The 23,089-nt window shown below is 59.7% G+C and carries 21 protein-coding genes and 2 tRNA genes; 9 read left to right on the top strand and 14 right to left on the bottom strand.

The window, feature by feature from the left end; translation table 11 throughout:
- Positions 1 to 110 precede the first annotated feature (110 nt).
- Positions 111 to 566 carry a hypothetical protein gene (locus Q7W83_RS16470; protein WP_150632501.1) on the bottom strand — a complete coding sequence of 152 codons (456 nt, stop codon included), beginning with the start codon at positions 564 to 566 and terminating at the stop codon, positions 111 to 113.
- Between the two features lie 349 nt (positions 567 to 915).
- Between Q7W83_RS16470 and Q7W83_RS16475 the strand changes: the two genes are divergently transcribed.
- The 3 genes from Q7W83_RS16475 (at position 916) to Q7W83_RS16485 (ending at position 3,144) form a co-directional block, all read left to right on the top strand.
- A complete protein-coding gene (locus tag Q7W83_RS16475) occupies positions 916 to 2,004 on the top strand; it encodes an asparaginase (RefSeq protein ID WP_150632444.1) in 1,089 nt (362 codons plus the stop codon).
- Between the two features lie 155 nt (positions 2,005 to 2,159).
- Entirely contained in the window at positions 2,160 to 2,450 is a 291-nt protein-coding gene (locus tag Q7W83_RS16480; RefSeq protein WP_150632445.1) for a DUF1654 domain-containing protein, read from the top strand.
- A 4-nt stretch (positions 2,451 to 2,454) separates the two neighbouring features.
- Positions 2,455 to 3,144 carry an endonuclease gene (locus Q7W83_RS16485; RefSeq protein ID WP_150637380.1) on the top strand — a complete coding sequence of 230 codons (690 nt, stop codon included), beginning with the start codon at positions 2,455 to 2,457 and terminating at the stop codon, positions 3,142 to 3,144.
- 81 nt (positions 3,145 to 3,225) lie between these two features.
- Here the strand turns inward: Q7W83_RS16485 and Q7W83_RS16490 are convergent, their stop codons facing one another.
- The gene (locus Q7W83_RS16490) at positions 3,226 to 3,591 is read right to left on the bottom strand and encodes an SPOR domain-containing protein (RefSeq protein ID WP_473656358.1); all 366 of its coding nucleotides are present in this window, start codon (positions 3,589 to 3,591) and stop codon (positions 3,226 to 3,228) included.
- A gap of 250 nt (positions 3,592 to 3,841) precedes the next feature.
- On the opposite strand from Q7W83_RS16490, the gene csrA reads away from it, so the two are divergent.
- Entirely contained in the window at positions 3,842 to 4,033 is a 192-nt protein-coding gene (gene csrA, locus Q7W83_RS16495) for a carbon storage regulator CsrA (protein ID WP_008028241.1), read from the top strand.
- 169 nt (positions 4,034 to 4,202) lie between these two features.
- On the opposite strand, the gene Q7W83_RS16500 is transcribed toward csrA, so the two are convergent.
- The 3 genes from Q7W83_RS16500 to Q7W83_RS16510 form a co-directional block, all read right to left on the bottom strand.
- A complete protein-coding gene (locus tag Q7W83_RS16500; RefSeq protein ID WP_150637384.1) occupies positions 4,203 to 4,658 on the bottom strand; it encodes a DUF2214 family protein in 456 nt (151 codons plus the stop codon).
- A gap of 180 nt (positions 4,659 to 4,838) precedes the next feature.
- Complete coding sequence (locus tag Q7W83_RS16505) at positions 4,839 to 5,174, bottom strand: hypothetical protein (protein ID WP_150632449.1); 336 nt, start codon at positions 5,172 to 5,174, stop codon at positions 4,839 to 4,841.
- 295 nt (positions 5,175 to 5,469) lie between these two features.
- Positions 5,470 to 5,546, bottom strand: a tRNA-Val gene (locus tag Q7W83_RS16510).
- A 183-nt stretch (positions 5,547 to 5,729) separates the two neighbouring features.
- Between Q7W83_RS16510 and Q7W83_RS16515 the strand changes: the two genes are divergently transcribed.
- A complete protein-coding gene (locus tag Q7W83_RS16515) occupies positions 5,730 to 7,013 on the top strand; it encodes an NAD(P)/FAD-dependent oxidoreductase (protein ID WP_473656359.1) in 1,284 nt (427 codons plus the stop codon).
- 72 nt (positions 7,014 to 7,085) lie between these two features.
- Here the strand turns inward: Q7W83_RS16515 and Q7W83_RS16520 are convergent, their stop codons facing one another.
- From Q7W83_RS16520 to Q7W83_RS16540, 5 genes are all read right to left on the bottom strand, one after another.
- Positions 7,086 to 8,057, bottom strand: a complete 972-nt coding sequence (locus tag Q7W83_RS16520; protein ID WP_150654176.1) for an XdhC family protein — start codon at positions 8,055 to 8,057, stop codon at positions 7,086 to 7,088.
- Position 8,058: 1 nt separating this feature from the next.
- Positions 8,059 to 9,294 carry a c-type cytochrome gene (locus tag Q7W83_RS16525; RefSeq protein WP_473656360.1) on the bottom strand — a complete coding sequence of 412 codons (1,236 nt, stop codon included), beginning with the start codon at positions 9,292 to 9,294 and terminating at the stop codon, positions 8,059 to 8,061.
- A 2-nt stretch (positions 9,295 to 9,296) separates the two neighbouring features.
- Positions 9,297 to 9,836, bottom strand: coding sequence for a (2Fe-2S)-binding protein (locus Q7W83_RS16530; RefSeq protein WP_150632453.1), 540 nt, complete (start codon positions 9,834 to 9,836; stop codon positions 9,297 to 9,299).
- Positions 9,829 to 12,660: a xanthine dehydrogenase family protein molybdopterin-binding subunit gene (locus tag Q7W83_RS16535; RefSeq protein WP_473656361.1), complete on the bottom strand. Its 2,832-nt coding sequence runs from the start codon at positions 12,658 to 12,660 to the stop codon at positions 9,829 to 9,831. The genes Q7W83_RS16530 and Q7W83_RS16535 overlap by 8 nt, the downstream gene beginning before the upstream one ends.
- A 184-nt stretch (positions 12,661 to 12,844) precedes the next feature.
- On the bottom strand, positions 12,845 to 13,786 hold the full coding sequence (locus tag Q7W83_RS16540) for a LysR family transcriptional regulator (protein WP_458377221.1): 942 nt from the start codon (positions 13,784 to 13,786) through the stop codon (positions 12,845 to 12,847).
- A 124-nt stretch (positions 13,787 to 13,910) separates the two neighbouring features.
- On the opposite strand from Q7W83_RS16540, the gene Q7W83_RS16545 reads away from it, so the two are divergent.
- Genes Q7W83_RS16545 through aldA form a run of 4 tightly spaced genes read left to right on the top strand, consistent with a single transcriptional unit; the run spans position 13,911 to position 18,664 of the window.
- Entirely contained in the window at positions 13,911 to 15,206 is a 1,296-nt protein-coding gene (locus tag Q7W83_RS16545) for an MFS transporter (RefSeq protein ID WP_473656362.1), read from the top strand.
- Between the two features lie 17 nt (positions 15,207 to 15,223).
- Positions 15,224 to 16,408, top strand: coding sequence for an L-rhamnonate dehydratase (gene rhmD / locus Q7W83_RS16550; protein WP_008067008.1), 1,185 nt, complete (start codon positions 15,224 to 15,226; stop codon positions 16,406 to 16,408).
- A gap of 14 nt (positions 16,409 to 16,422) precedes the next feature.
- Positions 16,423 to 17,223, top strand: a complete 801-nt coding sequence (locus tag Q7W83_RS16555; RefSeq protein WP_473656363.1) for an aldolase/citrate lyase family protein — start codon at positions 16,423 to 16,425, stop codon at positions 17,221 to 17,223.
- Between the two features lie 16 nt (positions 17,224 to 17,239).
- Complete coding sequence (gene aldA / locus Q7W83_RS16560) at positions 17,240 to 18,664, top strand: aldehyde dehydrogenase (RefSeq protein WP_458377219.1); 1,425 nt, start codon at positions 17,240 to 17,242, stop codon at positions 18,662 to 18,664.
- Between the two features lie 68 nt (positions 18,665 to 18,732).
- Here aldA and Q7W83_RS16565 read toward each other — a convergent pair whose 3' ends face one another.
- The 4 genes from Q7W83_RS16565 to Q7W83_RS16580 all read right to left on the bottom strand — a co-directional run bounded on the left by Q7W83_RS16565 (position 18,733) and on the right by Q7W83_RS16580 (position 22,991).
- Complete coding sequence (locus Q7W83_RS16565; protein WP_150632460.1) at positions 18,733 to 21,147, bottom strand: TonB-dependent receptor; 2,415 nt, start codon at positions 21,145 to 21,147, stop codon at positions 18,733 to 18,735.
- Positions 21,148 to 21,214: 67 nt separating this feature from the next.
- Positions 21,215 to 22,159, bottom strand: coding sequence for a FecR domain-containing protein (locus tag Q7W83_RS16570; RefSeq protein WP_150637400.1), 945 nt, complete (start codon positions 22,157 to 22,159; stop codon positions 21,215 to 21,217).
- On the bottom strand, positions 22,156 to 22,665 hold the full coding sequence (locus Q7W83_RS16575; protein WP_150632462.1) for a sigma-70 family RNA polymerase sigma factor: 510 nt from the start codon (positions 22,663 to 22,665) through the stop codon (positions 22,156 to 22,158). The genes Q7W83_RS16570 and Q7W83_RS16575 overlap by 4 nt, the downstream gene beginning before the upstream one ends.
- A 249-nt stretch (positions 22,666 to 22,914) precedes the next feature.
- Positions 22,915 to 22,991, bottom strand: a tRNA-Asp gene (locus Q7W83_RS16580).
- Positions 22,992 to 23,089: the final 98 nt, after the last annotated feature.

Raw genomic sequence — 23,089 nt, forward strand, 5'->3', positions numbered from 1 at the left:
AAGCCATCGGCAGTGCCTCGCAAACGTTTGCGTAGACTGAACTATGCGAACCCTGCCGATATTTGTCAACGACCGAAAAGTACGGTTTGTGCTTCGGGCAACAAAACCGGTTATGCCGTTGTGCTGATCACACCGCCCGCGCTGGAGCCCTTGGCCAGTTCCTTGACCAGATTACCTGTGACTTCCGACAGCGCCCCGCTGGTGTTGGCAATTTGCCCCTGAATCGACATGACGACAGCCGTTTTGGCTTCCGGCGTCGTATAAGGCGCCACTTGAGCTGCCGCCAATTGCTGTTGCTGTTCGCGCAGTTGCTGCTGCAATTCCTGCATACGCTTGAGCAACATTTTCACCGCGACGCTTTGGTCGCTGCCGCTTTCACTGTCGGTTTTCGTTTCGTTCTCCGCGCCACCACCGGTCCGCACCTTGGTAGCGCCACCCTCTTCCTCGGTACCCAACGCCAGTGTCGAAGCCTCGGAAGTTGATTCGCTCAGGGTGTTGATCACAGCGGTGGACTTGCCACCGATGGTGATTGCGCCTGCATTGGGAAAACCGATCGAAAACGACATATGAACTCCTGAAAAATAATCCTTCAGAGAAACATCGACCTGTGCGCAGGTTTCTTTAGCAATGATTTGCCATCTTGCAAGGCGACTTGATCTACAGCAGACGTAGCCCTTTTCGGAGAGCCGAACGCAAATAACAAACATATTCGGAAAACCGGACAACAGGACGTTTAAATCACGACCAACAAAATGTGAATAATTGATATAAATCATTAGGTTAAAGCTATTTTTCATTTCCAGGTATGACTGGTACAGATCCTGCTCCCTCTCATTCACCCCGGACGTTCAGATCTGTCGGGGCGCATCTAGATGAACCTGCATCCGCACCGTCTCACTACTAGAGAGAAAAATAATGACATCTGCTTTCAAGACTTTTGTTCCGGGCGCCTTGGCCCTCCTGCTGCTCCTTCCGACCGCCCTTCAGGCGAAAGAAGTCGAAACCAAACAGAAATTGGCGAACGTAGTAATCCTGGCCACCGGCGGCACCATTGCCGGCGCGGGCGCCAGCGCCGCCAACAGCGCGACTTATCAAGCGGCGAAAGTCGGCATCGAGCAACTGATCGCCGGCGTTCCGGAACTGAGCCAATTGGCTAATGTTCGCGGCGAACAGGTCATGCAGATCGCATCCGAAAGCATTACCAACGACAACCTGCTGCAACTGGGCCGTCGCGTGGCTGAACTGGCCGACAGCAAAGACGTCGATGGCATCGTCATCACCCACGGCACAGACACCTTGGAAGAAACCGCCTATTTTCTGAACCTGGTGGAAAAAACCGACAAACCGATCATCGTCGTAGGATCCATGCGCCCAGGCACCGCGATGTCCGCCGACGGCATGCTGAACCTGTACAACGCCGTGGCCGTGGCCAGCAGCCAAGACGCACGCGGCAAAGGCGTACTGGTGACCATGAACGACGAAATCCAGTCGGGTCGCGACGTCAGCAAAATGATCAACATCAAGACCGAAGCGTTTAAAAGCGCCTGGGGTCCGCTCGGCATGGTAGTCGAAGGCAAATCCTACTGGTTCCGCCTGCCGGCCAAGCGCCACACCATGGACTCGGAGTTCGACATCAAGAACATCAAGAGCCTGCCTGACGTGGAAATCGCCTATTCCTACGGCAACGTGAGTGATACCGCCTACAAAGCGCTGGCTCAGTCGGGCGCCAAAGCCATCATCCACGCGGGCACCGGCAACGGTTCGGTTTCTTCGCGCGTGGTTCCAACCCTGCAAGCCCTGCGCAAGGATGGCGTGCAAATCATTCGTTCCTCCCACGTCAACGCCGGTGGCTTCGTATTGCGTAACGCCGAACAGCCTGACGACAAGTACGACTGGGTTGTGGCCCATGACCTGAACCCACAGAAGGCGCGCATCCTGGCCATGGTCGCGCTGACCAAGACCAATGACAGCAAAGAGCTGCAACGGATGTTCTGGGAATACTGATTCGCCCTCGCCCGACCGGTCCCGGCCGGGCACCGCTTTGACCACTCGCCATCCATGGCGAGTGGTTTCTTATCTGATAAAAATTTCCTTCTTCCTACACCAAACGGAAAAAACTGCTGTCAGAGGATTTTCTTGAATTTTAAGCAGTTGCGAAAATGCCTACAGTTAAATACTGTATGCACGTACAGCTTAATAAGGATAATCCCGTGGCTACGACCTCTGCCTCTCCTGACGCCTATGAACGCATGGGCATGCGCGTTCAGAAAATCATCAATTCCCCCACCGCCCAGAAAGCCAAGGCGGCCCTGATCTTCCGCCTTCCGGACGAACCGGTGGATGAGTGGGAGCAACTACTCGAAGAAATTGACGAAAACGACAACGTTACCCTCGCCTACCGCGACGATGGCGGTGTGCAGATTTTCTGGGTTGTGCCGAAGGAAGATTGAGTCAATGAGTGTCCGTTGCTTTGCTTTACTGTTTTTGCTCTTCGCAATGGGCGCGCAAGCTGACGCCCCGCGCACCTTCAGCGAAGCCAAGAAAGTCGCCTGGAAGCTGTACGCCCCGCAATCCACCGAGTTCTATTGCGGCTGTAAATACACCGGCAACAAGGTGAACCTGTCGGCCTGCGGTTATGTACCACGCAAAAATGCCAAGCGCGCTTCGCGCATCGAGTGGGAGCACATCGTTCCGGCCTGGCAGATCGGCCATCAGCGCCAGTGCTGGCAGGAAGGCGGACGCAAGAACTGCACTCGCTACGACCCAACCTACCAAAAGGCCGAGGCTGACTTGCATAACCTGGTGCCAAGCATCGGCGAGGTGAATGGTGATCGCAGTAATTTCAGTTTTGGCTGGCTGCCGGAGCAATCGGGGCAATACGGTTCATGCCTGACCCAAGTCGACTTCAAGGCCAAAAAGGTCATGCCCCGCCCTTCCATTCGCGGCATGATCGCCCGGACTTACTTCTACATGAGCAAGCAGTACGGTTTGCGCCTGTCGAAACAGGATCGACAACTGTACGATGCATGGAACAAGACCTATCCGGTACAAGCCTGGGAACGCCAGCGCAATCAGAGCGTGGCGTGCGTGATGGGGCGCGGCAACGAGTTTGTCGGGCCGGTAGACATGAAAGCGTGCGGTTAAGCACTTGTTGAAAACAAAAAGGCCTGGGGTTGAATGCCCCAGGCCTTTTTCGTTTTCAACAAGTGCTGGCGCCAAGGCGCCTTACTGAGTCACCGGATGCTCGATGACCAGCAGTTCGATGTTCTGTTTTTTCGCCCGGGTCAGTGCCGCGCGCACCTCTTCCTGTTTGGCTTCAGCTTCGGCTTTCGAATTGAATGGGCCCATCAGGATGCGGGTCTTGCCATTTTCCTTGACCACGCTGGAAATGAAACTGTGCTCGATCAGCCAGCCACTCAGGTCGCTGACAGCCTGGGTTATTTCGCCTCGAACCTCCAGATCCCACTGCGGCGCAGATACCGCCGTCGGTGCTGCCGCCACAGCTGGCTGCGGCTTTGGCGCATCAACGCGCTTACCCTCACCGCATCCCGCCAATGCCAGTACTGCGATTACCAAAGCCATTTTGCGCACAACGCTTCCCTCTGAATGCTGAAAGCGGGGATTTTAACATCCATAAATACTTCTCGAGTGCCGCAAAATGGGCTCAAAACAACGAGAATCATGGAGGCGGCCTCTGTATAGTTACGCCTTGGGAATTAATGCAGCATCTGCGCGTCAGAAAGAGGCACCCAAACCGTGAGACTTCGCACTAATCTATACATACCACCGACCTCTGCACTGTCCGAATCAGGTGCCCTACAAAGCAATCAAGGAGAAGACCATGCTGATACTCACCCGCAAAGTCGGTGAAAGCATAAATATTGGTGATGACATTACGATCACCATTCTGGGCGTAAGCGGCCAGCAAGTCAGAATTGGCATCAACGCCCCGAAAGACGTTGCGGTGCACCGCGAAGAAATTTATCAGCGCATTCAGGCTGGCCTGACCGCCCCGGACAAGCCGCAATCCTGAATCCTGCTGCAGTCAGTAGCCAGCCTGTTCGCTCCGGACCACGGCTGGCTAAAGATTCACGCATCGTCGATCCCATCCCCGAACGTGAAGCCGATACTAGCGGCATATCTCAAGCCATGGCTGTCGGACGTTTCGGATTAAGCCTGGGGAAGAATGCATTCCTACCCAACTAATCGAATATCACTCCCCGCGCCATGCCCGTGGCCGCCACAACCATCAGCATCACCAGCAGCGCTTCGATATGGCTGATCCGCGCGAACAACTTTGATCGACCGGCATCAATGGCTACGCCGCGCGCCTGCGCCATCCGCCACTTGATCAGCGTGATCATCGGCGCAATTTCAAGCAGCAGGATGAGAACGAAAAGCGTCATCTTTAGATGGAACAGCGGCTGGTGAAGATAATAGTCAGCGCCCTTTTCGTACCCGGCGAAGGCTCGCATCCCACCCGTGACCAGCAGGATGACTGCAGAAATCCCCCACAGGTTATCCGCAATCAATACGCTGCGAGCATCCCCTACGCCCTTGGCCAGGCGCCGAAAAGCCGTACCGCGGGACAGGACTGCCCAGAAACCCAAGGCAAACGCCAAGAGATGGATCGCAGCAAGAAACCAGTGCACAAGCATCGATATACTCCCTCAAGCCAACGTTCGGATTGGCCTGAAGTAGTAGCTCAAAAAGCACCGTATTGCCTGCTTCAGGTATCTGCAATAGAGGCTGCCTGCGCTATCCGGAACTTTATGGAGAGTGCCTGCCCGGCAGTTGAATGATTACGGATGAGCCCACCCGCTTCACGGCCTGAATTCTTAATAACGGAAAAGCAATCGCGGTAGCTTAAAGAGCTCGCAGATGCGAACTACCCGCTTGAAAGCAGTTAACTTGCGACGCTGGGTGACAATCATTCGGCCAATTTCGAAGCCAAATTCAGCCGCATCTTCACGCGACACAAAAAGCATCGAAGGTGCTTCACTGACCTCTCTGATTTCTTTGCCGTTGAACCAAATCGAAATTTTTGTCGTGTGATGCGTTTGCAGATTTTCCGGCTCGTCTGGATTTGTTTTGATGGGGCCGACTGTAGCGACAAGGATCTCGTAACCTGAGTAAGTCTCTTGCTTCGTAACGATTGAAGTCCCTGTTGTCATTACTGCCGTCCATTGCCTGTAAAAGATTGGGAGCTACGGTACCCGGAAATCTCAGCAATGCCAAATTGCCATCACCTCAGCGTCGCATCAGGTAACGGAAGGTGATACCCGGCTTGGATGACCACGGAGCCTTGGTTATCCCTCGGCGATTGCCTTGAGGTGATGAATTGCAGATGGGCGCTGAATTGGCGTTTTGAGCGGGGGTGTTGCAAACGTTGTGTAAATCCACAGACAACAAAAAAGGGCCCACCTTTCGGTGAGCCCCTCTAGACCGCCCAGCAGAGCGGATTTTGTTTGGTAGGCGCGATTGGACTCGAACCAACGACCCCCACCATGTCAAGGTGGTGCTCTAACCAACTGAGCTACGTGCCTGCTGTGAGGCGGCATTCTACGGAATTCCGGAGGGGTGTCAACACCTTTTTTCGAGCTAACCCTATGAATATGCAAAATATTTAATTTCACCGCTGCAAAGAAGATTTTGCAGTGGCTGGCGGTCGATTTTTAAGTCGGGTAGGATCGATGCACTCGTAAAATATATTAAACAGAGGCAGCAGGATGGCGAACACCCACTACCCAGAGTCCTACTACGCCGCATCAGCCAATGCGGTTCCACCGCGTCCGGCCTTGCAGGGTGACGTAGAGACTGACGTCTGTGTGATCGGCGCCGGTTACACGGGGCTGTCCTCTGCCCTGTTTCTGCTGGAGAACGGTTTCAAGGTCACGGTACTGGAGGCCGCCAAGGTGGGTTTCGGTGCATCGGGCCGTAACGGTGGCCAGATCGTTAACAGTTACAGCCGCGACATCGACGTCATCGAGCGCAGCGTCGGCCCCAAACAGGCTCAGTTGCTGGGGCAGATGGCGTTTGAAGGCGGGCGGATCATTCGTGAGCGGGTTGCCAGATACAACATCCAGTGCGACCTGAAGGACGGCGGCGTGTTTGCCGCGAACACTGCAAAGCAGATGGGCCATCTGGAATCGCAAAAGCGTCTGTGGGAGCGTTTTGGTCACACGCAGCTTGAGCTGATGGATCAACAGCGCATCCGTGAAGTGGTGAACTGCGAGCAATACGTTGGCGGCATGCTCGACATGAGCGGCGGGCACATTCATCCGCTGAACCTGGCACTGGGTGAAGCGGCGGCCGTGGAGTCCTTGGGCGGTATGATTTACGAGCAGTCGCCGGCGGTGCGCATCGAGCGCGGCGCAAACCCGATAGTGCACACGCCTCAGGGCAGGGTCAGGGCCAAGTTCATCATCGTGGCGGGCAACGCGTACCTCGGCAATCTGGTGCCGGAACTGGCAGCCAAGTCGATGCCGTGCGGAACCCAGGTGATTACCACCGAGCCATTGGGCGAGGCGTTGGCCAAGAGCCTGCTACCTCAGGATTACTGCGTCGAAGACTGCAATTACCTGCTCGACTATTACCGTCTGACGGGCGACAAGCGCCTGGTTTTTGGTGGCGGCGTGGTGTACGGCGCACGGGACCCGGCAAACATTGAAGCGATCATCCGGCCGAAGATGCTCAAAGCCTTCCCACAGCTCAAGGACGTGAAGATCGATTACGCCTGGACCGGCAATTTCCTGCTGACCCTGTCGCGTCTTCCGCAGGTTGGGCGCCTGGGCGACAACATCTACTATTCCCAGGGTTGCAGTGGCCACGGCGTGACGTACACGCACTTGGCGGGCAAGGTCCTGGCCGAAGCGTTGCGCGGGCAAGCCGAGCGGTTTGACGCCTTTGCTGACTTGCCGCATTACCCGTTTCCTGGCGGCCAATTGCTGCGGACACCCTTTGCGGCGCTGGGTGCGTGGTATTACGGGTTGCGGGACAAGTTAGGATTCTGACGACCGATATGCAAAGGGCCGCTTGCGGTGGCCCTTTTTTTCAGACCACCAAGAATCCGGTGTGGAAGGGTGTTAAAGCCGATCGCGGCTGATGCCGCTGCGGATTCGCAGGATGTCGGCGAGTACGGCGAGGGCAATTTCTGCGGGGGTTTTACTGCCCAGGTTCAGACCGATCGGCGCATGAATCCGCGCCAACTCCGCGTCTCCCAAACCACCAATCCTGCGCAACCGCTCGAAGCGCTTTTGCGAAGTCTGCACGGACCCCATCACACCGATGTAAAACGCCTCGGTGCGCACCGCTTCCATCATTGCCAGATCGTCGATGCGCGGATCGTGGGTCAGCGCCACCACTGCCGTGTCGCGGTGACAGCCGCCATCGGCGATGAACACCGATGGCAACTGACGGCGGATCTCGACGTTTTCCAGCACCACGCCTTCCAGCACTTCGTCGCGGGGATCGCACAGGATCACCTCGAAACCCAGGCCCACCGCAAACTCCGCACACGCCTGAGCGACGCTGGAATACCCCGCCAGCAGCAAGCGTTGAGCCGCGCCGATCCGCAGTCGAATCCGGTCGATCTCGCGCTCGACGCGTACGCCCTGCTCACGATCTGCGAACACGCTGCGCGCCCCGCTGGCAAGATCGACTTCGCGGATCAACCGACGCTGACCCAACAACGCCGACTCCAATTCCCGCAAATGCGCCTGAACCTCACAATCAGGATCCAGCTTCTCCACCAGCACATCGAGTACACCGCCACAGGGCAGACTCACCCGGGAACGCGGATCATCGCCTTCGCCATATCGAACGACGCTGACAACCTGATCAAATGCACCCTCGGCGACCCGCTCAAGGAAATCCTCCTCGACACAGCCGCCGGACAGCGAGCCGATCCATTGCCCCTCGGCATTCACCGCCAGCAGCGAGCCCGGCGCACGCGGTGCCGAGCCGTAGGTGGCGAGCACCGAGCACAACCAGAGGCGCTGGCCGGCCGTCGACCAGTCCAGCGCCCGGCGCACCACTTGCAGATCGAGATGCTGCATGTCAGTGCGCCTTGTGCTCGAGCGGCGGTGCATCCGCCCGCAACGCCTGCACGTCGCTCACCGCCAGATCGCTCGACTGACCACCCCAGCCCTGACGCAGGTAGTTCAGCAGATCCGTGAGTTGCTCGTGGCTGAGCTTCTCGGCGAAACCGGGCATCGGTTGCATGTGTTCGAACCCGGCAAACTTCTGCTCGCCGATACCGTCGTCGATCACCCGCACCAAATTGCGCGGATCTTCCAGGCGCAGCGTGGTGTTGCCGCGCATGGCCACGGCGATGTGCGGCTTGCCTTCGCCACTGACCGCGTGGCAACCGGCGCAGACGTTCAGGTAGTCCTGACGACCGCGTTGCGCGCTGGCACTGAGTGTGTCCAACGGCACGTCAGTCAGCACTTTCGCCGCTGGTGGCTGGTCGCCGAGCAGGAAGGTCGCCATCGCCGCCAGGTCCGGATCATTGAGGCTTTGGGTGCTGTTGTGGAACACCGGGAACATCTCGTTGAACATCGTGCCCTGGGCGCTCATGCCGTGTTTGAGGAACGAGCTCAGGTCCTGATGATTCCAGCCGCGAGCGGCGAGGTCATCGGCCAGCAGGCTTGGCGCCAGATAGCCGTTGAGCAGGCCGCCGGTCATGCGTTTGTCTTGCTGCATCGCGCCGGGCAAACCGCGCGGCGTGTGGCATTCGCCGCAGTGGCCGAGCACATCGACCATGTACTGACCACGCTTGAAGGCTTCGCTTTTGCCTTCGGTGGACGACAGTTTCACGTCCTTGCCGTAGAGCATGTTCCAGCCCATCAAACCCAGGCGCACATTGAACGGAAAGCTCAGGCTAGTGACCGGTGCCGCGCGCTCGATCGGCTCGACCGTTTTCAGGTAGGCGTGAATCGCATCGGAATCTTCACGGGGCATCAAGTGATACGAGGTGTAGGGCATCGCCGGGTACAGGTTCGCGCCATCACGGCGTTTGCCGTCGGTGAGCGCGGCGAAGAATTCATCATCGCTGTAGAGGCCGATGCCGTGCTCTTTGCTTGGCGTAATGTTGGTGCCGTAGATCGTGCCGAACGGCGAGACGATCGGCAGACCACCCGCATACGGCGCGCCACCCGGCGCGGTGTGACACGCCATGCAGTCAGCGGCGCGAGCGAGATAGGCACCGCGGACTACCTGATCATCTGCCTGCGCCAGCAATACCGGTGCAGCCAGGCCAACCGCCAACGCCAGACGGGAAAGTAGATGCTTCATGCTTAACCCTCCTTGACCAGGCCGAGATCGGTCAGCACGTTGCGCGTCGCGCTGTAGTAGCGCACGTACCCGGTGCAGCGGCAGATGTGGTGACCGAGGCTGTCCTCGATCACTTGTTCCAACTGGCTTTTGACGATCGGCTGACGTTGCAGCTTCTCCACCAGCACCGTCGCGGCATTCACGAAACCCGGAGCGCAATAGCTGCACTGGAAGGCGAATTCATCGACGAAGCGCTGCTGGATCGGGTTCAGTTCGGTGACCTTGCCCTGCTCGTCGCGGGTCGCGTGGCCTTCGATGGTCCGCACTTTTTTGCCTTCGAAGTAATGCGCACCGGTGATGCAGGTGCGCACTTCTTCGCTGGTGCCGTCGGGGTTGTCGACGATCACCACGCAGGCGTGACAGATGCCCTGGCCGCAGCCGAGACGCGAGCCGGTGAGGTTTTTGTATTCGTGCAGGTAGTCGATCATCGGCAGGTCATCAGGGATGTCCACCGGGCCGACGGATTGACCGTTGAGGGTCAGTTGAAGCGGACGGTCAGCCATTGAGGGCCTCCTTGATGCGAGCAGAAGTGATAGGCATGTCGCGGACCCGTTTGCCGATGGCGTGGGCCACGGCGTTACCGATGGCACCGACCACCGGGATCATCACCACTTCGGCGATGCCCTTCGATGGATCGCTCGGCGACAGCGGCGGCAGGATCTCGGCCGTCTGCTTCCACACCGCAACGTGGCGCGCCATCGGCAAGCGGTAACGGTTGAAGTTCCAGTCCCCCTCCCCCGGCCCGCCTTCGTACAGCGGCATCTCTTCCATCAGTGCATGGCCGATGCCCATGGCGATCCCGCCTTCGAGCTGGCCCTTGACCAGTTCTTCCACCAGCACCCGACCGCACTCGACCCACGAGTGATGGTTGAGCACCTGAACCTCAGCCGAACCCTTGTTCACTTTCAGTTCCACCAGCGTCGCCACCGGGCTGTAGTAAGTCACCGCCGCGTTGTTCAACTGAGTGTCCGGGTAATGCACGTTCTGCCGGTCCAGCAGATGGAAACCGGCGCTGTTCATCTGCGCCTTTTTCACGTTTGGAGCGCCATCGCCGTACTTCACCGCCAGGCTGTCGAGCGGCAGACGTTCACGCACGCCGTCGATGCTGAACTCGGCCTCAGCCCAGCTCCAGCGGTTGAAACCGTGTACGGTCGCGCCGGTCACCAAACCTTTTTCGTGGGCGTGTTTCGCCAATTGCTCAAAGCTCAGCGGCTGCATGCCGTTGGCGGTGAGCTTGCCGTCGACCCAATGCGCGTCTTCACGGCGCACCACGTACGGGTTGGCTTGGCCGCCGTAAGGGCCTTGGCCCCAGATCTGCAACGCCGCCGGCCACAAGCCGTGGTTGAACAGCACGCGTGCCGCTTCACGGGTGGCGTGGCTGAAGTAGTACGCGGAGTTGGTCGCCGACGAGGCCGACGCGAGCTTGCCGACCCAACGCGGGTTACGCAGGAAGTTGTCCTGCTCGGCCTGACTCATGATGTATGGGTTGCCGCCGGTGATCAGTTGCAACTCTTTCCATTCGGTCTCGCCGGTCTTCACCTCGTGCGCCGGGCTGCCGAGGAAATCGGCCACGACCAGTGCTTGCGAGGTGGACATCCCGGTGCCGATTTCAATGCCGATGTGGCGCAAGTGAATGCGGCCTTCAGCGCTGAATTCGACACTCGCCATCGGCGCTTCGGAACCGGTGCCGAAGTCTTTCTGGCAGATGGCAAAACCAACGCCATACCAGTTATCCGGGTCTGCGGCTTCGCGTTGTTTCTTGATTGCGTCGCGGTTTTTCCAGACATCGTGAACAGCGGCCTTGTCGAGAATTTCATGCAGGCGCAAAGCACCCGCCGGCACCGCGCCCTGGGTGTTTTTCATCCCCGAGACCATGGCGTTTTTCTTTCGCAGGTCGATGGCATCGATGCCGAGGCGACCGGCAATTTCATCCACCATCATTTCGGTGGAGGCCATGCTTTGCAGCGTGCCGTAGCCACGCATCGAGCCCGCTTCAACAGCACGCGAGTGATAAGCCGTGACCTGCAAATCGTTCTGCGGCATGTAGTAGATCGACTGCGCCGCCGTGGCGCCAACCGCCGCCACCGATGGGCTGTAGTTGATCCGTCCGCCACCATCGACGCTCATCTCGGCGCGGAAAATCTTGAAGCTGTGATCGGTCTTGTCCACCGCCAGTTGGTAGCGGATGTCGAACGGGTGACGCTTGATGCCGCTCTGGAATTGCTCGTAGCGGTCGTTGGCCAGACGCACCGGCACACCGGCGCCGTACAACGCCGCCAGCGCCGCGTAGTAGACGAAAATGTTGTGGTCTTTGGAGCCGTAGCCGACGGTGTAGCCCGGGTGCATGTTCAGGTTGGCCAGGCCGAAACGCGACGGCGCGATCATCTTCGCGGTCTCGGTCGCGGTTTCCAGCGGACACTGGGTGGCGACGACAAAATGCAGGGTCTTGGTCGCCGGGTCGTACCAGCCGTTGCCGTTGTCCGGCTCCATCGCAGCGGGTTCGATCGACGGGGTTTTGTAGCGCTCGTCGAACACCAGCCAGTTGTCTGGCGGGGTGTCGATCTGCTGCTTCATGCGCTCGGCGTAAAACAGCCCGCGCTCGGTCAGGTTGCCGTGCAGGTTCGGTTGGGAATTCCACACCGGACGGCGGTTGCGCAGCATCGGGAACAGGATCGAATCCTTGAGGCTGGCGAATTCGTCTTCGTCCGCCGAGGTGGCGCCGCCGACGCGTACGTAGCGGAAACTGCCGTAGGGATCGCCTTCGTAGAATGGCACCTGGGCACCGTAACGAATCGCTTTGTCATTGAATTTGAGTTGGGCCTTGGCCCGGCGAAAACGCTCGAAGTCGTTCCAGATCAGGATCGCCACCGGGTGACCGATGAACATCGGCACTTTGCCTTCCGGCAGCAGCGGATCAGGCGCGTGCTCTTCCGGGAAAGCGATGCCGTCGTTGACCAGGTCAGCGGCGGTGACGATGCGGTCGGGCTGCAAGTCGGCACCGAGCCAGGCGAGGTCGTAGCCTGCGTAGATGCGATCGGCCTTGATGGTTTTCAGCAACATGGCGTGGCCCTGCTGCTGCGGCCAGCCCGGCATGTCCTTGGCGCGGATGTCGCGGGCAAAGACTTTGCTGCCGCAGACCTTGGACAGGGCATCGTTTCGCGAGCGCGCCTTGCCGTTGTTGCCGAGCCATTGCTCGGAAGGCACGGTCACGCTGTGTTCCATCAAGGCTGCCAGCGCCGGACTGCCGAGCGGTGTAAGCGTCACGCTCACACCCGCCACCAGCCCGCCCTGAAGGAACGAGCGCCGGGATATTTCACGGTTGGACATGGATCATCCTCTGGGCGGTTATGGGTCCGCCCTTCTGGTTATGTTCTGGAAATCTCGAGTCTTGCAGAAGCCCTTTTTGACGTTGCAAAGGGCTGTGTTGACAGTGCAAAGCTGACCGAAAGGTTAACTTTATAGATTTATGCGTTTATAGAAAACAACTGGTTACAAAAATCTGACCGAACAATCAAAAAACCGCTGCTTTCCGACGGAGCAAATCAATGAACAAACCCAGCTCCCGACTGATGTGTTCGCCCTTGCGCAACAACAACCCGAACGGCGCCAGTTGCACGTCCAGCTCGACCGGCAACGCCACCACCAGACCCATTTTCAGGTAGTCGCGCAACGCGGTTTCCGACAGCACCATGATGGCGTCGGTCAGTTGAATCAGCTGCTGCATGGAATACACCGAGCTGCATTCGATGATGTCCGCCGGCAGTGGCAAGGCCAGTCGTTGCAAGGCCTGATCCAGACCAATGCGCGCCGGACTGGATTCCGGCTGCAGGATCCACGGCCAGCCGCTGACCAGTTCCGACAGCTCGAGTTTTTTGCGTTTGGCCAGTGGATGACCGGCGTGTACCACCACCAGCAATCGTTCGTTGCCCAATTGCTCGAACGCGTAGTGTTCGCTGTCAGTGGCGGCATTGCGTCGAGCGATGGCGAGGTCGATGCGGCCCTGCTCCAGCAGTTGAATCACCTGGTCGCTGGTGTCGCCCATGATGCGAATTCGCAGTTGCGGATTGAGCGACTTGATCTCGGCAATCGAATCCATCACCAGGTCCGGCGCCGCGCCCATGATGGTGCCGATGGAGAGATAGCCGTAGCCGCCCTGCTGCCGTGCGATCAGGTCTTCGGCGCAGCGGTCGAGACCACTGATGGCCGACTCGGCGAAGCGGATCAACTCGGCGCCCAACGCCGTCGGCCGCATCCCGCGCGGCAGGCGCTCGAACAGGTCGCAGCCAAACATGTCTTCAATCTCATGCAGCATGCGGGTCGCAGCGGGTTGCGACATGTTCAGGGTTTGCGAGGCGCGGTGCAGGTTCAGGCTGCTACTCAGCGCCACCAGCATGTGCAGATGCTTGTAGCGCAGACGGTTGAGCAGGCTGCGGGAAACGGTGGGTGTCGTCATGACAAGCCTTTTTATCGATACCCGGAAGGTATCAGTTGTGAGCTAGATTCGATTTGTAACGCATCGATCCGCAGCCGTACAGTCTTTCCCATAAGAACAAATGCCCTACCAAAGGAAAACTGCGATGAAGACTCTACCCGCGCCTCTGCTCGCCAAAATTTCCTGGCGGCTGCTCCCGTTTCTCCTGCTGATGTACATCATGGCCTTCCTCGACCGCGCCAACGTCGGGTTCGCCAAGCAAGCCTTTCAAGCCGACACCAACATAAGTGACGCTGCGTTCGCCTTCGGCGCCGGGGTGTTCTTCGTCGGTTACGCGCTGCTAGAAGTGCCGAGCAACCTGATCCTGCACCGCGTCGGCGCCCGTCTGTGGATGTGCCGGATCATGGTCACCTGGGGCCTGGTCTCCGCCGCGATGGTCTTCGCCCACACCGAAACCAGCTTCTACGTTCTGCGCTTCTTGCTGGGCGTGGCCGAAGCCGGTTTTTTCCCCGGCGTCATCCTTTACCTCACCTATTGGTTCCCCAGCGCCGCGCGCGGCAAAGCCATGGGCTTCTTCTACTTCGGTGCTCCCCTGGCGTTCATCTTCGGCAGCCCGTTATCCGGTCTGTTACTGGAGCTGGACGGATTTGCCGGTGTCCACGGCTGGCAATGGCTGTTCGCAGTTGAAGGCCTGATGGCCACGGCGGTCGGTGTCTGGGCCTATTGGTACCTGGACAATCGCCCGGCCGATGCAAAGTGGCTGACGGTTGAAGAACGCCAGCAAGTGCAAGGCATCCTCGATCAAGAAGACAGCCACAAACAGAACCACGGCCGCAGCCTGCTCAACGTCCTGTGCCAGCCGTCGGTGCTGTACCTGTGCCTGATTTATCTGCTGATTCAGGCCAGCGTCTACGGCGTGGTGTTCTATCTGCCCACCCAGGTCGGCGGACTGCTGGGCACCAAGGTCGGGCTGATGGTCGGACTGGTCACGGCGATTCCATGGATCTGCGCGATAGTCGCGGCGTACCTGATCCCCGGCTACAGCGACCGCACCGGCGAACGTCGAGGCACCGCTTGCCTGACTTTGCTGATGTCGGCAGCCGGGATCGCCTGCTCGGTGACCTTCGCCAGCCCGTTCCTCGGCATCGTCGCCCTGTGCTTCGCCGCTTCCGGCTTCATCGCCGTGCAACCGGTGTTCTGGACCTTCCCTTCCAGTTACCTCGCCGGCAGTGCCGCGGCGGCCGGTATCGCGCTGATCAACTCGTTCGGCGCCCTCGGCGGCTTCATCGCCCCGGTGCTGAAAAACTGGGCCGAAGGCGCCTTCCATTCACCGGCCGCCGGTTTGTACGTGCTGGCCGGCACCACCGTCATCGCCGCGTTGCTGGTGCTGGGCGTGCGTTCGCCCGGCCATAAAGCGTCGAACAAACCGGCCACCGTTTAAACCTGAGGAGTCACACCATGGGCATTCCAACCATCAAACACGTCCGCGCTTTTACATTGAGAGGCGGCGGCGCGGACTATCACGATCAGGCGGACGGCCACTGGATCGACGATCACATTGCCACGCCGATGAGCAAATACCCCGAATACCGCCAGAGCCGCCGCACCTTCGGCATCAATGTGCTCGGCACGCTGGTGGTGGAAATCGAAGCCAGCGACGGCACCGTCGGTTTCGCCGTGACCACCGGGGGCGAGCCCGCCGCCTACATCGTCGAGAAACACCTGGCGCGTTTCCTCGAAGGCGCACGGGTTACCGACATCGAGAAAATCTGGGACCAGATGTACCAGTCGACCCTGTATTACGGGCGTAAAGGCATCGTGATCAATACGATTTCCGGGGTCGATCTGGCGCTGTGGGACCTGCTCGGCAAGATCCGCCAGGAGCCGGTGCATCAATTGCTCGGCGGCGCGGTGCGCGACGAATTGCAGTTCTACGCCACCGGCGCTCGCCCCGACCTGGCGCAGAAAATGGGTTTCATCGGCGGCAAGATGCCGTTGCACCACGGCCCGGCCGAAGGCGAGGAAGGCCTGCGCAAGAACCTTGAAGAACTGGCGACCATGCGCGAACGGGTCGGCCCGGACTTCTGGCTGATGCTCGATTGCTGGATGAGTCTGGACCTCAACTACGCCACCAAACTGGCGGTCGGCGCCCACGAATACGGTTTGAAGTGGATCGAAGAAGCCCTGCCGCCGGACGATTACTGGGGTTACGCCGCACTGCGCAACAACGTGCCCAAAGGCATGCTGGTGACCACCGGCGAACACGAAGCCACTCGCTGGGGCTTTCGCATGCTGCTGGAGATGGGCTGCTGCGACATCATCCAGCCGGATGTCGGCTGGTGCGGCGGGATCACTGAATTGGTGAAAATTTCCGCCCTGGCCGACGCCCACAACGCGCTGGTCATCCCTCACGGTTCGTCGGTTTACAGCTATCACTTCGTCGCCACGCGGCATAACAGTCCATTCGCCGAGTTCCTGATGATGGCGCCGAAGGCTGACGAAGTGGTGCCGATGTTCCACCCGCAATTGCTCGGCGAACCGGTTCCGGTGAACGGCCGCATGCGTCTGTCGGCACTCGACCAGCCGGGCTTTGGCGTGACACTCAACCCGGAATGCCAACTGCATCGGCCGTACAACCGCTGAGAAAGGACCCTGTCATGAACATGCCTCACAACGCTTTCAAGGCCGCCCTGAAAAACCCGGCGACCCAATATGGCATCTGGGCCGGTTTCGCCACGGGCTACGCCGCCGAGATCGTCGCCACCACCGGTTACGACTGGATGCTGATCGACGGTGAACACGCGCCGAACACCGTGCCCGGCGTGCTGGCGCAGCTACAGGCGGTGGCGCCCTACGCCACCGCGCCCGTGGTGCGTGCGGTGACGGGCGACACCAATCTGATCAAGCAACTGCTGGACGTCGGCGCGCAGACGCTGATGATCCCGATGGTCGAAACCGCCGAGCAGGCGGCGGCACTGGTGCGCGCCATGCGTTATCCGCCGCACGGTATTCGTGGCGTCGGCGGCGGCCTGACTCGCGCCACCCGCTGGGACGGCGTACCGGATTACCTGACCACCGCCCATGAGCAGCTGTGCCTGATCGTTCAGGTGGAATCGCGCACGGGTGTTGAAAACGTCGAAGCGATTGCCGCCGTCGAAGGCGTCGATGCGGTGTTTATCGGCCCGGCGGATCTGTCCATCGGGCTGGGTCATGCCGGCAATCCCGGTCACCCGGAAGTCCAGGAACGGATTCAACACGCGGTGAACGCCACGCTGGCGGCCGGCAAGGCCTGCGGCATTCTTGCGCCGAACGAAGAGGACGCGCGCCGCTATCAGAGCTGGGGTTGTCAGTTCATTGCGGTGGCCATCGATATCAGCCTGCTGCGTCAGAGCGCCATGGCCACCCTGGCGCGTTATCGCACACCGGCCACCGCTCAAGCGCCATCGCGTACCTACTGATCAAGGAGTCGTCTCCATGCCTGTCTACGAAAACTTCATCAACGGCCGGTTTGTGGCCAGCGCTGCTCATCTCGACGTGATCAACCCGGCCACCGGCGCGGTGCTGTCGAAAGTCCCGGCCTCGACTGCCGAAGACGTAGACCGCGCCCTCGCCGCCGCCCGCACCGCGCAAAAAGACTGGTCGCGCAAACCGGCGATTGAGCGCGCCGGGCATCTGCGTCGCATCGCCGCCAAGCTGCGGGAAAACGTCGCGCACCTGGCGCGCACCATCACGCTGGAACAGGGCAAAATCAGCGGCCTGGCGGAAGTCGAAGTCAACTTCACCGCCGATTACCTCGACTACATGGCCGAATGGGCCAGACGCATCGAAGGCGAAATCATCACCAGCGACCGGCAGAACGAAAACATCTTTCTGTTCCGTAAGCCGCTAGGCGTAGTCGCCGGGATTCTGCCGTGGAATTTTCCGTTCTTCCTGATCGCCCGCAAAATGGCGCCGGCACTGCTGACCGGCAACACCATCGTGATCAAGCCCAGCGAAGAAACCCCGAACAACTGCTTCGAATTCGCCCGACTGGTGGCGGAAACCGACCTGCCGCCCGGCGTGTTCAATGTGGTCTGCGGCGACGGTCGAGTCGGCGCGGCGCTCAGCGCGCACAAGGGCGTGGACATGATCAGCTTCACCGGCAGCGTGGATACCGGCTCGCGAATCATGGCCGCCGCCGCGCCGAACATCACCAAACTCAATCTGGAACTGGGCGGCAAGGCGCCGGCGATTGTGTTGGCGGATGCCGATCTGGATCTGGCGGTGAAGGCCATCCGCGATTCGCGGATTATCAACAGCGGTCAGGTGTGCAATTGCGCCGAGCGGGTGTATGTCGAGCGCAAGGTTGCCGATCAATTCATCGAGCGTATTGCGGCGGCGATGAGTGCTACGCGCTATGGCGACCCGATCGCCCAACCCGATATCGAAATGGGACCACTGATCAACCGCCAGGGCCTGGACAGCGTCAACCGTAAAGTCCGTACGGCGTTGAGCCAGGGTGCGAATTTGATCAGCGGCGGGCAGATTGCCGATCTGCCCAATGGATTCCACTTCCAGCCCACCGTGCTGGCCGGTTGCCGGGCGGACATGGAGATCATGCGCGAAGAGATTTTCGGCCCGGTGCTGCCGATTCAGATCATCGATGACCTCGACGAAGCCATCGCCCTGGCCAACGACTGCGAATACGGCCTGACGTCATCGATCTACACCCGCGACCTGAGCAAAACCATGCACGCGATGCGGGAGCTGGATTTTGGCGAAACCTACGTGAATCGGGAGAATTTCGAAGCCATGCAGGGCTTCCACGCCGGGGTGCGCAAATCCGGGATTGGCGGTGCGGATGGCAAGCATGGGTTGTATGAGTACACCCATACGCATGCGGTGTATTTGCAGGGCTGAGTTTTGCGGTGTTGCTGATGCCGCCATCGCGGGCTTGCCCGCGATGGCGTCAGGTCAGGCACATCGAATTAAAAGTCGACGGTAGCCGAAAGCAAGTAGGTCCGCGGTGTCGACAGCGTCAACCCAGGCTCACTGTCATCCGAAGCCCCGGCCGAACTCCAGTAGCGCTTGTCCGCCACGTTCTCGACATTGGCACGCAGGGTGATGTTCTTGTCCTCGACTTTGAACGCATAGCGTGCGCCCACGTCGAAACGCTCCCACGAATCGATTTCCTTGTTGTTGGACTGGTCCAGGAACTGCGAGCTGGAATAGATGCCGCGGCTGGTCAGGGTCAAGCCCTGTACGGTCGGCACGTCCCACTCGGCGCCCAGGTTGACGTTGTACTTGGGCGTGGCCGGCGCACGGTTGCCGTCGAAAGTGCCATTGGTGGTCTTGGTCAACTCGCTGTCGATGTACATGACACCGCCGAGCAAGCGGAAACCCTGGAGCGGCTCACCGAAAACACTCAGCTCCACACCGTCGTTCTGACGTTTGCCATTCGGGCCGAAGACGCGCGTCGTGGCGTTGGTCTCGTAGGCCGGCTGCTTGATCCGGAACACGGCGGCGGTGACGGCAAACTTACCCGCGTCATACTTGGCGCCGACCTCGACCTGCCGGCTGACAAACGGTGGGAAGATTTCGTCCTCGTTGATCGAGGTCGACGGTGCGACCTTGCCCTGGCTCAGGCCTTCCATGTAGTTGGCATACAGCGACAACTTGTCGGTCGCCTTGAACAGGATACCGCCCGACGGCGAGACCTTTTCCTCATCGTAGCCGGTGTCGCCTTTGACGTTATCGGTCCAGTCGTCAACCTTCACGCGCTGCCAGCGGGCGCCGAGGGTCAGCAGCAGCCGGTCATCGAAGAACCCCAGGGTGTCGGACAGCGCCACGCCGCTGAAGCGTTGCTCCGTGTAGACCTTGGAATCCTGCCGGGTCGGCGTAACAGGCGTACGTGTTTCCACAGGGTTGTAGAGGTTGCTATTGCCATTGGCATAACGGGCGCCGCCGTTTTCGAAGTCCATGTAGAAATAGCTGGCGGCCAGGTTGACCTCATGGCTCACGGGGCCGGTGTGGAACCAGTTGCGCACCCCGGCGGTCGCCGTCCGCACACTCTCGTCACGGGTGAAGTCACGGGGTTGAACGCTGAAGTCGCCCCTGTTGTTCGTGACCGAAACGGCATGACGAAGGAAGTCATGACTGCTTTCGCGCGCCCCTACTCCGCCGTACAGCATGACGTTGTCGCTGACATCGAATTCGCCGTTCACCGTGCCAAACGTGTCGTTGGTACTTGCCTTGCTCCAGGGCTGCGCATAGTTGTGACGTACGTCGCTGGCATGCGGAACCTGCGCGTTGGCGCCCACCTGCACGCGCTCTTGCGGCGCATCGGTATCACGCTCGGTGCGCCCGAGATCGGTCGAGAGTCGCAGGCGTTCACCGCGAAAATCCAGGCCCAGCACGGCCATCTCGCGGTCGACATTCTGGTCATCCCATTCGGTGTCGCCGGACTGCTTCACGCCGTTGAAACGAATCCCGAACTTGTTGTCTTCACCGAAGCGCCTGCCGATATCCACGGCACCGCCGGTCTGGCTGTCGGACGCGTAGTTGCCGGTAAACGAAGTGATCGGCTTGTCGGTCGCGCGCTTGGGCACCACGTTAATTCCGCCACCCACGGCGCCTCGCGGCGAGATGCCATTGATGAGCTGGCTCGGGCCTTTGAGAATGTCGACGCGGTCGGCCATCTCCATGTCGATCGTATAGGTCGGCAGGATGCCGTAGAGACCGTTGTAGGCAACATCGCTGTTGAACAGGCTGAACCCGCGAATGGTGAACTGCTCATAACGCCCGCCCGCCGGGTTGGTGGCGCGAACGGAAGGATCGCTGGCGATCAGCTCGCCCAGGGTACGCGCCTGCAAGTTCTTGACCGCCTCACTGGTGTAAGTGGTCATGCTGAATGGCGTTTCCATAAAGTCTTTCGAGCCCAGCAAGCCCTGCGATCCGCGACGTGCGACCTGGCCGCCGGCATACACCTCGCCGTCCGTCCCGCCTGTGGCGCCAAGAATCGAGGTGGGGGCCAGTTGCAGGCTGCTGCCTTCTGGCGCGGGGGTCAGGATGTAAGCCTGTTCGCCCACCGGTTGCAGTTGCAGACCGGAACCCTGCAACAGCCGCGCAAAGCCCTCCTCGACCGCGTATTCGCCGGACAGACCGGTGCTGTTGCGACCGCTGACCAGCGCCGGGTCAACCGATAGATTGACCCCGGATAGCCCGGCGAAACGGGTCAGCGCATCGCTCAGGCTGCCGGCAGGCACCTGATAATTGCGTCGGGCACCGTCTTCGGCCCAGCTTGCGGTGACGAACAATGGACTGGCACTCAGGCCCAACAACAGGCTCAGGTGCAACAACGGACGCAGACGGAAAGTAGCCGGGCGTGGAAAGGCGGTGGGCATTCAATTTGCTCTCTTGATTCGTTCACATGCCTTGAATGACAAGCGAGTCGAAAAAAGGGGACAGGCGTTACACACTATTTTTGCGCGGCAGCAACGTGACCCAGTAACGGGTTCGGGAATGCACCTGCAGCGGCAGGCTGGCCGCGAGCAGCGCGAGGACGCGGTCAGTGTCGTCCAGCAGGAAACTGCCGGTGACGCGCAATGTTTCCAGCTCCGGCTCCCAACGCAGAACACCCGGTCGGTAAGTGCCGAGTTCGCGGAGGAAATCCCCCAACGGCTGGTTTTTCGCCATCAGTACACCTTCGCGCCAACCGGGAGCCAGCGCATCGAATGGCGTGATCGCTCCGGCACCCACCGCTTGCAGGCTGACCTGCTGACCGCCGCGCACTGCCAGAGCAGGCCCTTGCGAGGGCTGCAACTGCACGGAACCGTTGAACACCGACACTCGACAGCCTTGCGCGTGTTGGCGAACGCAGACTTCGCTTTGACTGACGATGACATTTCCGAACTTCGTCTGGATCGTCAGCGGCGCAGTACCTGGCACCTTCAGCGACAGTTCGCCCTCGATCAATTTCACGCGGTGGCTTTGCACATCCACATCGACGGCGCTGGCGGTGTTGAGTTGCAAGGAACTGCCATCGGCGAGCTGCACTTTTTTACGCTCGCCAGTGGCGGTGTGCAGGTCGGCACGCCAGACATCCAGAGGCAATTGTCGGCTGATCAGCCAGGCCGTCGGCACCAACGCCACGGCGCCCAATGCGCGCTTGAGTACCACGCGCCGCCCCGGATCAGGACGATCCAGACTGCTCAGCGCCAGCCCTGAAGGCAGATCGGAGAAACGCTGACGCAAGGCTTGTGCCTTCTGCCAGGCGTGTTCGTGAGTGGCGCAGGTATCACGCCAACGCTGTAAATTCGCGCGGTCCTGCTCATTGGCGCCGCCAGACTCCAACAAAGCAAGCCACTGCGCCGCAGCACGGACAGCCTGACGGGCATCGGTCGCTTGACTGTTCACAGGTCCACCAACAGGCAATGCTCGTAGGCTTGCGCCATGTAGCGTTTGATCGTGCGCTCGGACACCTCCAGGCGCTCGGCGATTTGCTGGTAATTCAAACCTTCAAGCTGGCTCCAGAGAAACGCCCGGCGCACCGCCCTCGGCAGTCCGTCAAGCAACTCGTCCAGTGCTTGCAGGGTTTCCAGCAGCAGCCAGCGCTGTTCCGGTGATGGCGCGCACGCTTCGGGCATCGACGCCAACGCGGCCAGATAGGCCTGCTCCAGACTGCGACGCTGGTAGAAGTTGCTCAGCAGGCGTTTGCCCACCGTCAGCAGATAGGCACGGGGTTCTTTCAGGTCGGCGATCCGCTGGGAGCTGGCCAGCAAACGCAGAAACGTATCCTGGCTCAGGTCTGCCGCATCACAGCCGTTGCCCATGCGTCTTCTCAACCAGCTTTCAAGCCAGCCACGGTGATCGCGGTACAGGTCGTGAAGGGTTTGCTCCTTCGGCATCGCTGCATCACTCATCTCAAGAAGCCCTGTGCCAAGGAGTTATCGTAAATGAGAGTGATTCTAATTAATATCAGCACTGTGAACCAAGTCCTTTATGCACCGCGCGGGCAAAAAGTTGGTCTTGGAAGGCTGAAGAGGGATAAAAGCCAAATTTCAGACACAAAAAACCCCGGTCTTTCGACCAGGGTCTTTGCTATCGACTCGAAGATAAACCAGTGGTTTTCTTCGTAGCTCCAAGGCGTTCAGTGGGCCTTGAGGCAGATATGGCGCAGCGGACGGGACTCGAACCCGCGACCCCCGGCGTGACAGGCCGGTATTCTAACCGACTGAACTACCGCTGCGTATCGCTTTGGACTTGCGTCCTAACTCGTCTGATTGAAGCTCAGAGACTTTTCAATCTCTCTTTCAATCTCAAATCAGGGATAAACCCGACTCGGAA

The organism is Pseudomonas sp. 300 (assembly GCF_055803035.1).

What these genes read in the sequence shown, in the direction of transcription:
- Q7W83_RS16470 (WP_150632501.1), bottom strand. Translation starts at nt 566, where the DNA reads ATGTCGTTTTCGATCGGTTTTCCCAATGCAGGCGCAATCACCATCGGT.
- Q7W83_RS16475 (WP_150632444.1), top strand. Translation starts at nt 916, where the DNA reads ATGACATCTGCTTTCAAGACTTTTGTTCCGGGCGCCTTGGCCCTCCTG.
- Q7W83_RS16480 (WP_150632445.1), top strand. Translation starts at nt 2,160, where the DNA reads ATGCCTACAGTTAAATACTGTATGCACGTACAGCTTAATAAGGATAAT.
- Q7W83_RS16485 (WP_150637380.1), top strand. Translation starts at nt 2,455, where the DNA reads ATGAGTGTCCGTTGCTTTGCTTTACTGTTTTTGCTCTTCGCAATGGGC.
- csrA (WP_008028241.1), top strand. Translation starts at nt 3,842, where the DNA reads ATGCTGATACTCACCCGCAAAGTCGGTGAAAGCATAAATATTGGTGAT.
- Q7W83_RS16500 (WP_150637384.1), bottom strand. Translation starts at nt 4,658, where the DNA reads ATGCTTGTGCACTGGTTTCTTGCTGCGATCCATCTCTTGGCGTTTGCC.
- Q7W83_RS16505 (WP_150632449.1), bottom strand. Translation starts at nt 5,174, where the DNA reads ATGACAACAGGGACTTCAATCGTTACGAAGCAAGAGACTTACTCAGGT.
- Q7W83_RS16515 (WP_473656359.1), top strand. Translation starts at nt 5,730, where the DNA reads ATGGCGAACACCCACTACCCAGAGTCCTACTACGCCGCATCAGCCAAT.
- Q7W83_RS16520 (WP_150654176.1), bottom strand. Translation starts at nt 8,057, where the DNA reads ATGCAGCATCTCGATCTGCAAGTGGTGCGCCGGGCGCTGGACTGGTCG.
- Q7W83_RS16525 (WP_473656360.1), bottom strand. Translation starts at nt 9,294, where the DNA reads ATGAAGCATCTACTTTCCCGTCTGGCGTTGGCGGTTGGCCTGGCTGCA.
- Q7W83_RS16530 (WP_150632453.1), bottom strand. Translation starts at nt 9,836, where the DNA reads ATGGCTGACCGTCCGCTTCAACTGACCCTCAACGGTCAATCCGTCGGC.
- Q7W83_RS16535 (WP_473656361.1), bottom strand. Translation starts at nt 12,660, where the DNA reads ATGTCCAACCGTGAAATATCCCGGCGCTCGTTCCTTCAGGGCGGGCTG.
- Q7W83_RS16540 (WP_458377221.1), bottom strand. Translation starts at nt 13,786, where the DNA reads ATGACGACACCCACCGTTTCCCGCAGCCTGCTCAACCGTCTGCGCTAC.
- Q7W83_RS16545 (WP_473656362.1), top strand. Translation starts at nt 13,911, where the DNA reads ATGAAGACTCTACCCGCGCCTCTGCTCGCCAAAATTTCCTGGCGGCTG.
- rhmD (WP_008067008.1), top strand. Translation starts at nt 15,224, where the DNA reads ATGGGCATTCCAACCATCAAACACGTCCGCGCTTTTACATTGAGAGGC.
- Q7W83_RS16555 (WP_473656363.1), top strand. Translation starts at nt 16,423, where the DNA reads ATGAACATGCCTCACAACGCTTTCAAGGCCGCCCTGAAAAACCCGGCG.
- aldA (WP_458377219.1), top strand. Translation starts at nt 17,240, where the DNA reads ATGCCTGTCTACGAAAACTTCATCAACGGCCGGTTTGTGGCCAGCGCT.
- Q7W83_RS16565 (WP_150632460.1), bottom strand. Translation starts at nt 21,147, where the DNA reads ATGCCCACCGCCTTTCCACGCCCGGCTACTTTCCGTCTGCGTCCGTTG.
- Q7W83_RS16575 (WP_150632462.1), bottom strand. Translation starts at nt 22,665, where the DNA reads ATGAGTGATGCAGCGATGCCGAAGGAGCAAACCCTTCACGACCTGTAC.